The organism is Bradyrhizobium sp. CB3481, assembly GCF_029714305.1.
Classification (GTDB): domain Bacteria; phylum Pseudomonadota; class Alphaproteobacteria; order Rhizobiales; family Xanthobacteraceae; genus Bradyrhizobium.
The window spans coordinates 1,476,567-1,489,804 of the sequence record NZ_CP121647.1 but is presented as its reverse complement, the minus strand read 5'-3'; the positions used below and the strand labels follow the sequence as shown (position 1 = coordinate 1,489,804).

Genomic DNA, 13,238 nt, shown 5'->3' with positions numbered 1-13,238 from the left:
GCGCCTGCCTTGGCGGATTCGCCTGCTAATGCACCGGCAAATAGTCCACACGGGCCGGCGCGTCGCCGGATGGCGGGACGTCGAGCCGCACCGCAATCCCCTCCAACTCCCGGCTTGGGGCCGGATATAGCTTCATCACGAGCGGGTCGTGCCCCGGAACGATATGGTTCTCGTCCGGTGCAAGCGCGAGCAATTTTTCGAAGCCTTCCAGCATCTCGCCGATATGCAGAGCTGTGGTGAACGGCCGCTCGCTCGCCATGTTCTCGTAGAAATGGCTGACATCGGAGGCGAGTACGACGAAGCCCCGGCGGGTCCTGACGCGAACGAACTGCAGCCCGGCCGAATGGCCTCCGGCCGCGTGGATCGTAATGCCAGGGGCGAGTTCGGCATCGCCGTTATAAAACAAGACGCGGCGGGCGTAATTGAGCCGCACGATCCCGCAGATATCCTCGACCTCGAAGGAATGCGACAGCCTCGGATAGCGCATGTAGCGGCCCGTGGCATAGGCCAGCTCACGCTCCTGAAGATGGAAGCGCGCCTTCGGAAAACGGTCGAAATTGCCGGCGTGGTCGTAGTGCAGATGCGTGAGGATCACGTCCTCCACCGCATTCACATCGATATCGAACGCGCCGAGCGTTTCCACCGGGCAACGCAGAAAAGTCCGGTTCCGCCTCGCCGCTACCTCCGCATTGAACCCGGTGTCGATGACGAAGGTGCGCCCGCCTCCTCGCGCCACCCACATGAAATAATCCATCGGCATCGGCCCGTCGTGCGGATCACCGCCGATGAAATGATCGCTGCGCCGCGCATCGCGGGTCGCATAGCGGATGGCGAAGAGTTCGTATTCCGGCTCAGCCATGCGATACCCCGATGCTCCGGCGCCCGATCACTTTGCCCCGATTACTTGGCCTCGACCTCGTTGAATGCCTCACGCGCGTTGCGGAAGGCGTCGATGCCGGCAGGGACGCCGCAATAGACCGCCACTTGAAGCAGGATTTCCTTGATCTCGTCCTTGGTGAGGCCGTTCTTCAGTGCGCCCTTGACATGGAGCTTCAGCTCATGCGGCCGGTTCAGCGCGCCGAGCATCGCCAGATTGACGATGCTGCGGGTTCGCTTGTCCATGCCCGGCCGGGTCCACAGCGCACCCCAGCAGAACTCGGTCGACCATTCGGCCATCGTGCGGGTGAACTCATCGGCGCCCGCAATCGACTTGTTGACGAAGTCCTCTCCGAGAACCTCTTTACGGACCTTGAGGCCTTTTTCGAACAGCTCGCTCTTGCTCATGGATCGTCCTTTCAGGTTTGCAGAGCACTATTGTTTGATGACGCCCGTTGCATCACACCGGCGATATCGTCGCAAGTGTCAAGCCGCCAAACGGACTCGATAATGCGGTCGGCGTCCCAATCGCTGCCGCCGGTCCGCACGCCATCGCGCAGTTTGGCTTCGATATCACGATCGCCGAGCGGATCGGCAAGGCTGCCGCGCGGGGACATCACGGTTTCGGTGATGGCCTCTCCCGATGCCAGGCGAATGCTGACGCGCGCAGCACCGTCGGGCATGGAGCTGTCGAGCTCCGCCCGCACCTTCTCGCGGAATTTTGCAATATCCGGCCGGAACACCGTCTCGCGCGCGAATTCGGGAACCCCAGCGGTGCCGATCAGCAGGGCGCAGGCAACGCAGTGATGAATGCTGACGCGCGCATCGCGCTCGTTCCTGACCGGCCGGTCGCCGCGCGCAAGTAGCAGCGCAGACCCCCGCACGGTTACCACCTCGATCTGATCGATCCGACCGATGCGGTCACGCAACCCAAAACAGGCATCGATCACGGCGTGAAATACGATGCCTGCCGGATAGGGCTTGTAGGTGTTCTTCGATATCTCCCAAGTTTCGCCAAGGCCACCGAGCAGCCGGCCCAGATCGGGATCATCGCCCATGGCGCGCGCCCAGCCGAGTGGGCCCTCGATCGCCCGCGGCGCGGCCTCATAGCCCTGCTGCGCCAGCAACGCCGCGAACAGCCCGTTCCGCGCCGCGTTGCCGACGCTGACATTCTTGGCAGCCGTCGGCAGATTCTCGACATTGCCGGCCGATTGGCTTGCGGCGATGCCGATCGCATTGGCGATGCCGTCCACGGATAAGCCGAGCAGCTTTGCGCAGGCTGCCGCGGCGCCGAATATTCCGCAGGTCGACGTGATGTGCCAGCCACACGCGTAATGCCGTGGAGAAACCGCGTTGCCGATGCGGCACTCGACTTCCACGCCGAGGATGAATGCGGTGAGAACGTTTCGGCCGTGCAGCCCGCGCGCCTCCGCGAGCGCCAGCACGGGAGCTGCAACCGGCGCCGTGGGATGGATGATCGTCTCGGGGTGGGTGTCATCGAAATCGAGCAGGTTCGCCGAGATCGCATTGACGAACGCCGCCCCGATCGCGTCGAGCCGCTCGTCGCGGCCGATGATCGTCGAAGTCGCGGCGCCGCTGAACGGCAGCAAGGTTTGCAACGCGATGGTGACCGCCGGATCATGGGCCGAGCCGAGCGCGGTGGCAAAGAAATTGAGGATCGACCGCTTGGCCTCATGCTGCTGCGCCGCGACATCCGCCCATGATGTGGCGGCAACCAACTCAGCCAATGTCCGGCTGACGCCTGAAACTTCGCTTTGCGGCACCGGGGCGCATTCCTTGCTTTTCCGAACCTTAAGCCGACCCGCGGCCAACTGTCGACCCCAAAATGTTCAGCTTGACAGATTGACTGACAATCTGGACAAATGGGCGCGGCTGCGAAGACAGCGGCCCGCAACAACGACAATCGAACAACGACGACAAGTCGAACAACAACAGCGCGCTCGCCTTCGAGACGCGCGACAGGGAGCAGACGATGGCGGGAGAGACGCTCGGCGTAATCGGTACGGGCCGGATGGGCGGACCTATGGCAGGGCGGCTGCTGGACGCCGGCTATTCGCTTGTTATCTACGACACCCAGAGCGAGGCGATGCAGCCGCTGCTCAAGCGCGGCGCACAGCGGGCCAAATCGCCCGCCGACGTCGCTTCCCGCGCCGAGATCGTGCTCGCCAGCCTGCCGACGCCTGACATCGTCAAGGCGGTCGCGCTCGGTCCTGACGGTATCAGCAGCGGCAATCGGGCGCGCATCGTGGTCGACCTGTCGACCACCGGTCCGGGTGCGGCAAAGCTGGTGGCCGAAGGGCTGAAGGCAAAGGGCATGACGCTGGTCGATGCCCCCGTCAGCGGCGGCATCAAGGGCGCCGTCAACGGCACGCTGGCCGTAATGGTGTCGTGCCCGCAAGCGACCTACGAGACCGTGAAGCCAATCCTGAAAAATTTTGGCAAGCTGTTCTACACCGGCGACAAGCCCGGCGTGGCCCAGACAGCAAAACTCGCCAACAATCTGATGGCCGCCGCGGCGCTGGTGATCACATCGGAAGCGGTGGCGATGGGTGTGAAGGGCGGCGTCAACGCCAAAGTCCTGATCGACATCATCAATGCTAGCAGCGGCCGCAACAGCGCGTCCGAGGACAAGTTCCCGCGCGCAGTGCTGCCCGGCACGTTCGATTTCGGCTTTGCGACCGGGCTTTCCTACAAGGATGTGCGGCTTTGCGTTGACGAAGCCGAAGCCATGGGCGTGCCGATGGTCTGCGGCGCAGTGGTGCGGCAGATGCTGGCGATTACCAATGCCAAATACGGCGCAGCATCGGACTTCACGTCGATCGCCAAAGTCGTCGAGGAATGGGCTGGCGTGCAGATGCGGGGCTGATCGGCAAACCAATTAGGAAATGGTGAGTGCCATGGCGATCGGCGCGATCGTGTCAGGCAATGAACCGCTGGCGCGGCGAATGGCGCGATCCGCGCTTGCCGTCGAGTTTGCGGATTTCAGTTCGGAGATCGTCGCGAAGGCGAAACTCTGCCTGATCGACTTCCTTTCCTGCGCGTTCGAGGCCGGCGGTCACCCCTGGAGCCGTCAGGCCATTGCGGCGAGCCATCCGGTCAGCAGTGGCGCGACCATCATCGGAACCTCCCGGCTTGCATCTCCCGCGGATGCGGCCTTTGCCAACGCGGTCATGGGCCATGGCCTGGTGCGCGAGGACATGCATGCGGCCAGCATCTCGCATCACGGCGTCGTGATCTGGCCGACCCTGCTCGCCCTCTCCGAACGGGCCCCGTTGCGCGGCACCACCCTGCTCGCCGCCGCCATCATCGGCTACGAAGTTGGTGCACGGATCGGCCGTGCGTTATTCAACTCCGATCTCGCCCGCCTGTACCGGCCGACCGGCCTGGTGGCGCCGCTCGGCGCCGCGCTGGCCGGCAGCTTTGCACTAGGCCTTTCGGAGCAAGCTGCGACGAGTGCGATCGCGATCGCCGCCAATACGTCCAGCGGCCTCAACGAGTGGCCGCACGGTGGCGGCTCCGAAATGTACTTTCACCCGGGCTTTGCGGCTTGCAACGCGCTCAAGGCCATCGCGCTCGCCGAAGCCGGCGCGCTTGCCTCCGAGACTATTCTGGAAGGCGAAGCCGGCTTGTTTGCCGCTTACCGGCGACAACCCGCACGTGACGACATCCTGCTGTTCGCCGGTGGCCAGGCGGAGATCATGGCCGTCTACAACAAGCCGGCGCCGGCCTGCAATTTCGCGCAGACGGCCTCGCAAGCAGCGCTCCGCATCTCGCACGAGCTGGCCGAAACCGAATCGGTCGAGCGCATCATCATTCGCGCGCCTGATGCCGCGGTTCGCTATCCCGGCTGCGATGCCAAGGGGCCCTACCGGAATGCATTGCAGGCCAAGATGAGCATTCCGTTCAGTGTGGCGGCCACGCTCAGCCGGGGCGAAATCGACGAAGGGAATTACGCCTCGCTCGATGATACGGAAATCCTCCGCCTTATCGCCGCAACCGATCTTCAGAGCGATACCGCCTTCACGGCCGCTTTCCCCGCGAAACAAGGCGCCGATGTCACTGTCCATCTGCGCGGCGGCAAGACGATCCGGCACAGCCTTTCCGACGTCGTCGCGGCGACCCCAGCCGAAATCCGTGGCCGCTTTCGCGCCGCCGCGGCGCGCGTGATCGGCGAGGACCGCGCGCGCCGGCTGGAAGAGACCATCGAGAGCTGCGAACGGCTTGGCGATGCCGGTGTCATCGCCGCTTCATGCCGGCTCGAGCCGCCGGGACAGATTTTGCGAACAGCGTCTTAAGCGAGTGTCGGGGGAATCGTGAACCAGAAAACCAACATCGCAACAACGAGGAGCGGCCGCTGATGGAGGGCTTTCTGCAAGCGCTCGCCGCAGGCCTGTTGATCGGCGCCGTCTACGGCCTGATGTGCGTCGGCCTTGGACTGATCTTCGGCGTCATGCGCGTCATCAACTTCGCCCATGGCGACTTCATGATGCTTGGCATGTATGTTGCCTTCTATCTGTTCACCGCTGCAGGTGTTCAGGCCGTCTTCGGCAACGCCGTGGGACCATTCGTCGCGATCCTGCTTGCCGGCCCGGTGCTTGCGGTCTTCGGCTATTTCGTTCACCGCACCCTAATCTCGCACGTATCGGGTACGCGCACCGCCTCGCTCGAGGGCGAGGGCCACTACGCCCAGCTCATCCTCACGCTCGGCATCGCGCTGATCCTGCAGAACGGCGGCCTCATCGTATTCGGATCGGTACTGGCCTCGATCCGTACGCCGCTCTCGAGTTCTGCATGGGAGCTCGGCCTCACCTCCGACATCAGCGTGTTCATCAACAAGGCGCGCGGCATCGACGCCATCGTCTCTCTCGTGACCATGACGCTGCTCAGCCTGCTAATCACGCGTTCGCGGATCGGCAAGTCGCTCCGCGCCGCCGCCGACAACCCGACCGCTGCCACCTATATGGGCATCGACGTCGACCGCGCGCATCGTGTCGCCTTTGCACTCGGCTGCGGCATCACCGCGATCGCCGGCGGCCTGCTCGCGACCAACTACCCGTTTCACCCCTTCGTCGGTCTTGAATATGTCATCGTGATGTATGCCGGCGTCGTGCTCGGCGGCATGGGCAGCATCATCGGCGCGTTCTGGGGCGGCATGACCATCGGCCTGGTCCAGCAGATGTCGACGCTGATCCTGCCAACGCAGCTGCAGAACGCGGCGATCTTCGTCGTCTTCCTCCTCATTATCTTCTTCCGTCCGCAAGGCTTCTTCGGACGCATGGTCGAGAGGACGTGACCATGCCGCAGTTCCGCTCGCTGCTGCCCGCGATCATCTTCACCATCGCCTATGCGGTGGTCTCGCTCAGCGTCACCAATTCCTATTACCAGCTGGTGCTGACGCTGGTTCCGGTATGGGCCGTGTTCGGCCTGTCCTGGAATCTGCTGAGCGGTTACACCGGCCTGATCTCGTTTGGTCATGCCGCCTTCTTCGGCATCGGCGCCTATACGACCGCGCTCGGCCAGATCTATTTCGATCTGTCTCCCTGGCTGCTGATCCCGGTCGCGGCGATGCTCGGCGGCATTGCCGGGCTCCTGATCGGCTTTCCGACCTTCCGCCTGCAGGGCCATTACTTTGCGCTGGCCATGCTCGCCTATCCGCTCGCCATCCTCTACGTCTTCGAGTGGCTCGGCTTCCAGGAAGTCACGCTGCCGATGAAGCGCGAGGCGCCGATCGCCTATATGCAGTTCGGCGATCCCCGGGTTTACACGCTGCTGGCGCTGGCGATCATGCTGGCCACGATCGTTCTGACACGGATCATCGAGCAGTCCCGCTTCGGCATGGCGCTGCTGGCGATCAAGCAGAACGAGGCCGCTGCCGAGGCGGCCGGCATCAATACGCTGGCCTGGAAGCTGCGCGCCATCACGCTGAGCGGCGCCATCGCTGCCGCGATCGGCGCCTTCTATGCCCAGGTCCTCCTGGTCGTCACCCCGCAATCCGTATTCGGCATGCTGGTGTCGGCGCAGGCGCTCACCGTCGCCATGTTCGGCGGCGTCGGCACGGTATGGGGACCGGTGATCGGCTCGGTGATCCTGATCCCGCTGGCCGAGATACTCCATGCTGAAGCCGGCGATCGCTTCCCGGGCATCCAGGGCGTGATCTTCGGCTTCGCCATCATCTGCGTGATCCTGGTGGCTCCGGAAGGGCTGTTCTGGAAGCTGCGCGATCTCCTGCGCAAGCGCCTTGCACGGGCAGCCACCGCACTGACACCTGCAACGCCGCATACGTTGCAGCCAGCCGCGGCCACCGTAACCCCATTGCCGCTGGCCCGGAAACGTGCCGCCACTTCCGAAGTCGTGCTCGAAGTGCGCAATCTCTCGCGATCCTTCGGCGGCCTGAAGGCCGTTCAGAATGTCAGCTTCCAGCTGCACAAGAACGAGATCCTCGGCATCATCGGCCCGAACGGCGCCGGCAAGACCACGCTGTTCAATCTCCTGAACGGTTTCCTGCGGCCCGACGAGGGCGAAGTCCTGATCGATGGCCGCAACATGTCCGGCGAGCGGCCGCACACGATCTGCGAGACCGGGATCGGCCGCACCTTCCAGGTCATGCGCCCGTTCCTGCGCATGTCGATATCAGACAACGTCGTGGTCGGTGCCTATGTGCGCGCCAAGACGGAGGAGGAGGCGAGGAATCTCGCGGCCGACGCCATCGCCCGCGTCGGCCTGTCCGATGTGGCCGATCGCGTCGCCGGCGAGCTGTCGACCAAGGAATTGCGTTTGATGGAGCTCGCGCGGGCGCTTGCCGGCCAGCCGAGAATTCTGCTGCTCGACGAGACGCTCGCTGGCCTCGGCCATGGCGAGGCCGACGAGGTCGTCGCCGTCATCCAGCAGCTCGCCCGCGACGGCATCACCATCGCCATCATCGAGCACACGATGCAGGCGATGGTCCGCCTGGTCGACAGTTTCGTCGTTCTCGACCACGGCGCCGTCATCACCGAGGGAGAGCCGGAAACTGTCACGCGCGACAACCGCGTGATCGAAGCCTATCTCGGCAAGAAGTGGGTGGCCCATGCTCCGCATTGAAGGATTGAGCGCGGGCTATTCGGCCAAACCCGTCCTGAACGGCGTGTCGATCAATGTCGAGGGAGGCCAGTTCGTCGCCATCGTCGGGCCGAACGGCGCCGGCAAGACCACGCTGTTCAAGACCATCTCCGGAATCCTGCAGCCGAGCGCCGGCCGGATCACGTTCGGTGATGCCGACCTCCTGACTGTGCCGCCGGCGCAGCGCGCCCATCTCGGCATCGCGCATGTACCCGAAGGCCGTCAGGTCTTTCCCTCGCTCACGGTGATGGAGAACCTGGAGATGGGCGCGATGACCGAGAGCGGCCGGCGCGACTGGAAGCAGAATATCGAGCGCATCTTCGAATGGCTGCCGGTGCTCGCCGAGCGCCGCGGCCAGTTCGCCGGCACGCTGTCGGGCGGTCAGCAGCAGATGCTGGCGATCGGCCGCGGCCTCGCCTCCTCGCCAAAGCTGTTGATGTTGGATGAACCGTCGATGGGCCTCGCGCCGTCGACCGCAGATTTCATCTTCGAGCGGCTGATCGACATCCGCAAGCAATCCGGCCTGACCATGCTGCTGGTCGAGCAGCGCGTCGCCGAAGCGCTGGAATCCGCCGATCACGGCTACGTCCTCGAAGCCGGACGGGTCGTGCTCGAAGGCAACAACGAAACGCTGCGCGCCGACGACCGGGTCCGCAAGGCCTATCTCGGCATGTGACAAGTTCTGACAAAAAAAGAAGACAGGGAGAAACAAGATGAACAAGAACCCCACAAGGCTGACGCGCCGCACCGTGCTTTCCGGCGCCGCCGCTGTCGGCTTCTCAGGGCTGGCGCGGGCGCAGCAGCCGTCCGAGGTCAAGGTCGGCCTGATCGTCCCGCTGTCAGGCATCTACACCCGTCCTGGCCAGGTGATGAAGATGGGCGCCGAGATGGGTATCGATCACATCAACAAGCAGGGCGGCATCAAGGCGCTCGGCGGCGCCAGGATGAAGCTGGTGGTGATCGATTGTGGCGACACCACCGAAAAGGCCAAGAACGCGGCGCAGCGCATGGTGGCGCAGGAAACGGACCTCGTTGCCGCAACGGGTGCGTATCTCTCCTCCTTCACGCTGGCGGTGACGGAGGTCACCGAGCGCGCCGAATTGCCGGTGCTGACGCTGTCCTATTCGGACCTCCTGACCGAGCGCGGCTTCAAATACATCTTCCAGACCGCGGCTCCCGCCAGCCGGCAGTCCGAGCTTGGCCTGCCGACCCTGATGAAGCTCGCCGAGTCCGCGGCCGGCAAGCGGCCGAAGACGGTGGCGATGCTGATGGACAACACGGCGACCTCGATCGCGACCGCGAAGGCGCTGAAGGAAAAGCTGTTCGCGCAGGAAGGCCTGCAGCTCGTCGTCGAAGAAATCTGGACGCCGCCGCTATCGGATGCCACCCCGCTGATTCAAAAAGTACGCTCCGCGCGTCCCGATCTCCTGCTGTTCATGCCGAACGCAGTATCGGACGCCAAGCTCGGGCTGGAGAAGATCAACGAGTTCGGTCTCGGCCAGGGCAAAATCCCGACCGTGTCCTTCAGCATCACCATCGCCGAGCCCGACATGCTGCAAAGCGTCAGCACCGAGGCCGTGCAGGGCATCATGACCATCGTCGCCAATTGGGGCTCGAAGGGCCAGGAAGAGCTGATCGCGGAGTTGAAGGCGAAGTACAAGGAGCCCTGGGCGACGCAGAACGTCGTCTCGACCTATGGCGACATGTGGCTGATGAAAGAGGCGCTGGAGAAGACCGGCAAGGCCGACCGCCAGGCCGTCGCGCATGCCTTCCGCACCATGGATGCCGGGCCATCGAAATACTATCCGGGCGGCCAGCTCAAGTTCGACGAGAAAGGCCGCCGCGTCGGCGCCGGCGTCGTCATCGTGCAGTGGCAGAACGGCGTGCCGGTCACCGTCTATCCGCCCGAACTCGCGCAGGCCACGCCGTTCTGGCCGAAAAAATCCTGAGAAAAATACTTTGCACCATTGAGGGAGGAGGATCGTCATGACTACGAGCGTCCCGACCAAAGTGACCCGGCGAACAGTGCTCGCCGGCGCATCCAGTGCTCTGATTGCATCCCGCGCATGGGCGCAGCAGCCTTCCGAAGTCAAGGTTGGCCTATTAGTGCCGATCTCGGGCATGTATGCGCGCCCGGGAACGGTGATGCGGCAGGGTGCCGAGATGGCGGTCGAGCACATCAACGCCCAGGGCGGCATCAAGGCGCTCGGCGGCGCCAAGATGAAGCTGGTGGTGCTGGATTCCGGCGACAGCACGGAGAAAGCCAAGAACGCCGCGCAACGCATGGTGGCGCAGGAGACCGATCTGGTGGCGGCGAGCGGCGCCTATCTCTCTTCCTTCACGCTCGCGGTCACAGAGGTCACCGAGCGGGCCAACCTGCCCGTTCTCACCCTCTCCTATTCCGACCTCATCACCGACCGTGGCTTCAAATACGTCTTCCAGACCTCGGCGACCGCGGGCTCGCAGGCCAGACAGGCGCTGCCGCAGATTATCAAGCTTGCGGAAACCGCCTCCGGCAAGCGGCCGAAGACGGTCGCGATCCTGACCGACAACACCGCGGCCTCCATCGCCTCCGCCAAGTCGATGCGCGAAGGCCTGCTGGCGGAGAACCAGCTACAACTCATCGTCGACGAAACCTTCACACCGCCGCTTGCCGATGCCACGTCGCTGGTTCAAAAGGTCCGCTCGGCCAAGCCGGACCTGCTGTTCTTCCTGCCGACCGTGATCTCCGACGCAAAACTGCTGCTGGAGAAGATGAACGAGTTCGGCCTCGGCCAGGGCAAGATTCCCACCATCTCCTTCGGCATTGCGATCGCCGAGCCTGACATGCTGCAGACCGTCAGCCCCGAGCTGCTGCAGGGTGTATTGACCTGCGTCGCAAGCTGGGGCGCCAAGGGGCATGAAGCGCTGATCGCGGAGCTGAAGACGCGTTACAAGGAGCCATGGATGACGCAGAACGCGATCTCCACCTATGGCGACATGTGGGTGATCAAGGACGCGCTCGAGAAGGCCGGCAAAGCCGACCGCGTCGCGGTCGCCGAGGCACTGCGCAGCATGGATGCCGGCCCCTCCAAATATTATCCGCTCGGCGAGATCAAGTTCGACGAAAAGGGCCGCCGCGTCGGCGCCGGCATGACCATTGTGCAGTGGCAAAAGGGCGTGCCGGTCACGGTGTTTCCGCCGCAGCTTGCGCTGGCGGAGCCGTTCTGGCCGAAGAGCTGACATCGCCCCACAAAACGGAGAACAGCATGGACAAGGCGACCTACGACCGCGGTCTCGAAATCCGCAAGAGCGTGCTCGGTAGCGAGTTCGTCGACAAGGCATTGGCGTCAGCAGATGACTTCAACCGCCCGATGCAGGATCTGACGACCGAATATTGCTGGGGTTATGTCTGGGGCCGCGACGGTCTTGAGCGAAAGACCCGCAGCTTCCTCAACCTCGCAATGCTCTGCGCACTCAACCGACCGCACGAGCTGAAGACGCATGTTCGCGGCGCGCTGGCCAACGGCGCCACGCGCGAGGAGATCCGCGAGGTCTTCATGCAGGTGGCAATCTATTGCGGTGTGCCCGCCGGCGTCGACGCGTTCCGCAACGCCAAGGAAGTATTTGCCGAACTCGACAAGAAATAGGAACCGCCGAAGATGAAGGACAAATGGGCCCTCGTCACCGGAGCGACCGCCGGCCTCGGCCTGGCGGTGGCGGAAAGTCTTGCCGGCGCGGGGGCCAATATTGTCCTGCATGATCTCGTCGCGCCGAGGGACGCCGCCGACCGTCTCGCTGCCCGCTTCGGCGTCGAGGTCATCGCCGCCGAAGCCGATCTATCGCAACGTGCCGCCATCGAAACCATGATGGCGGCGCCGCTCGATCGCTGTGGTGCGATCGATATTCTCGTCAACAATGCCGTTGTCAGGCATTTCGCCGCCACAGAGCAATTTCCGCCGGAGGCATGGGACCGCGCGCTGGCGGTGAACCTGTCGGCGCCGTTTCACCTGATCCGCCTGGCGCTCCCCGCCATGAAGCAGCGCGGCTGGGGCCGCATCATCAACATGGCCTCGATCTACTCCACCCGCGCCGTCGAGGATCGCATCGATTACGTCACCACCAAGACGGCGATCCTCGGCATCACCCGCGCGGTGGCGCTGGAAACCGCGCGCACGGGCATCACCTGCAACGCGGTCGCCCCCGGCACGCTGCCGACGTCAGCCATCCAGGGCAAGATCGCCGCCATCGCCGCACAGGCCGGTAAGAGCGTGCAAGATGCCACGGAAGACTATCTGGCCGAACGTCAGCCGTCCCGCCGATTCATCGCAATGGAGGCGGTCGGCGCTCTGGTGGCCTTCCTTTGTAGTGCCGCCGCGCAGGACATCACGGGGGCCGCCCTGCCGATCGACGGAGGTTGGTCGATCGCATGAGCAAAACCGACTTTCCGGGGCAAACATCCCCATCTTCAAATTGCGGAAATGCTGATTCTGCCGGTAAATCGCCGATGAACCGGGAATAGAACGAAGGCACATCGCAAATGGACCGACGCGCTGAACTGCAGTCTACGCTTCGCATCGAGGACGTCCCGACCGTCCGGGCGATGGTTGCCCAGAAGCTGCGCGAGGCGATCATGTCCGGCAGGCTGAAGCCGGGCCAGCGGCTGGTCGAGCGCGAGCTCTGCGAAATGATGGGGGTCAGCCGCCCCTCGATCCGCGAAGCCCTGCGGCTGTTGGAAGCCGACGGGCTCGTCAACACGGTCCCGCACCGGGGCCCGGTGGTAAGCACCATCAGCCTTGAGGAAGCCAAGCAGCTCTACGACGCCCGGGCGGTTCTGGAAGGGTTTGCCGGCCGCGAATGCGCGCGCCTGCGCGATCCCGACGTGGTGCACAGGATAGGCGATGCATTGACCCGGTTGAAGGCGGCTGCGGCCAGGCAGGATCTGGTCGGATGCCTGGAGGCAAAAACCGATTTCTACGGCGCGCTGATCGGCGGCTGCCGCAACAGCTTCGTCGAACGGATGCTCAAGCCGCTGCATGACCGGATCACGCTATTGCGCATCACGTCGATGTCGCAGCCGAAGCGGATCAACAAGAGCTTGCGCGAGGTCACCGCGATCTGGCGCGCGATCCAGAGCGGTGATGAAGAACTCGCCGAGCGGTGCTGCGTCGATCACGTCAAGGCGGCGGCGGTGGCCGCGCTCGACATGATCGAGCGGACATCGGCCAAAGAGAATTTGCTTCCCGGAAAATAGGGAAGCGTAT

Annotated in this window: 13 protein-coding genes; 10 read left to right on the top strand and 3 right to left on the bottom strand. The window is 64.0% G+C overall.

Annotated elements, in window-relative coordinates:
- Positions 1-25: 25 nt before the first annotated feature.
- Genes QA643_RS07185 through QA643_RS07175 form a run of 3 tightly spaced genes read right to left on the bottom strand, consistent with a single transcriptional unit; the run spans position 26 to position 2,660 of the window.
- On the bottom strand, positions 26-859 hold the full coding sequence (locus QA643_RS07185) for an N-acyl homoserine lactonase family protein (RefSeq protein WP_283032492.1): 834 nt from the start codon (positions 857-859) through the stop codon (positions 26-28).
- 41 nt (positions 860-900) lie between these two features.
- Positions 901-1,284, bottom strand: a complete 384-nt coding sequence (locus QA643_RS07180) for a carboxymuconolactone decarboxylase family protein (RefSeq protein ID WP_283032491.1) — start codon at positions 1,282-1,284, stop codon at positions 901-903.
- A gap of 11 nt (positions 1,285-1,295) precedes the next feature.
- Positions 1,296-2,660 (bottom strand): MmgE/PrpD family protein, encoded by a 1,365-nt coding sequence (locus tag QA643_RS07175; protein WP_283032490.1) that lies wholly within the window; start codon positions 2,658-2,660, stop codon positions 1,296-1,298.
- A 209-nt stretch (positions 2,661-2,869) separates the two neighbouring features.
- Here QA643_RS07175 and QA643_RS07170 point away from each other — a divergent pair, with 209 nt between their 5' ends.
- The 10 genes from QA643_RS07170 (at position 2,870) to QA643_RS07125 (ending at position 13,228) form a co-directional block, all read left to right on the top strand.
- On the top strand, positions 2,870-3,763 hold the full coding sequence (locus tag QA643_RS07170; RefSeq protein ID WP_283032489.1) for an NAD(P)-dependent oxidoreductase: 894 nt from the start codon (positions 2,870-2,872) through the stop codon (positions 3,761-3,763).
- A 31-nt stretch (positions 3,764-3,794) separates the two neighbouring features.
- Positions 3,795-5,192 carry an MmgE/PrpD family protein gene (locus QA643_RS07165; RefSeq protein WP_283032488.1) on the top strand — a complete coding sequence of 466 codons (1,398 nt, stop codon included), beginning with the start codon at positions 3,795-3,797 and terminating at the stop codon, positions 5,190-5,192.
- Between the two features lie 62 nt (positions 5,193-5,254).
- Positions 5,255-6,190 carry a branched-chain amino acid ABC transporter permease gene (locus tag QA643_RS07160; RefSeq protein ID WP_283032487.1) on the top strand — a complete coding sequence of 312 codons (936 nt, stop codon included), beginning with the start codon at positions 5,255-5,257 and terminating at the stop codon, positions 6,188-6,190.
- Between the two features lie 2 nt (positions 6,191-6,192).
- On the top strand, positions 6,193-7,977 hold the full coding sequence (locus QA643_RS07155; protein ID WP_283032486.1) for a branched-chain amino acid ABC transporter ATP-binding protein/permease: 1,785 nt from the start codon (positions 6,193-6,195) through the stop codon (positions 7,975-7,977).
- Positions 7,964-8,671, top strand: coding sequence for an ABC transporter ATP-binding protein (locus QA643_RS07150; protein WP_283032485.1), 708 nt, complete (start codon positions 7,964-7,966; stop codon positions 8,669-8,671). Before QA643_RS07155 ends, QA643_RS07150 begins: the two co-directional genes overlap by 14 nt.
- 37 nt (positions 8,672-8,708) lie before the next feature.
- A complete protein-coding gene (locus QA643_RS07145) occupies positions 8,709-9,944 on the top strand; it encodes an ABC transporter substrate-binding protein (RefSeq protein WP_283032484.1) in 1,236 nt (411 codons plus the stop codon).
- Positions 9,945-9,981: 37 nt separating this feature from the next.
- Positions 9,982-11,217: an ABC transporter substrate-binding protein gene (locus QA643_RS07140; RefSeq protein WP_283032483.1), complete on the top strand. Its 1,236-nt coding sequence runs from the start codon at positions 9,982-9,984 to the stop codon at positions 11,215-11,217.
- A 26-nt stretch (positions 11,218-11,243) separates the two neighbouring features.
- Positions 11,244-11,624, top strand: a complete 381-nt coding sequence (locus QA643_RS07135) for a carboxymuconolactone decarboxylase family protein (protein ID WP_283032482.1) — start codon at positions 11,244-11,246, stop codon at positions 11,622-11,624.
- A gap of 12 nt (positions 11,625-11,636) precedes the next feature.
- Positions 11,637-12,407: an SDR family oxidoreductase gene (locus QA643_RS07130; RefSeq protein ID WP_283032481.1), complete on the top strand. Its 771-nt coding sequence runs from the start codon at positions 11,637-11,639 to the stop codon at positions 12,405-12,407.
- Positions 12,408-12,514: 107 nt separating this feature from the next.
- Positions 12,515-13,228, top strand: a complete 714-nt coding sequence (locus QA643_RS07125; RefSeq protein WP_283032480.1) for a GntR family transcriptional regulator — start codon at positions 12,515-12,517, stop codon at positions 13,226-13,228.
- Positions 13,229-13,238: the final 10 nt, after the last annotated feature.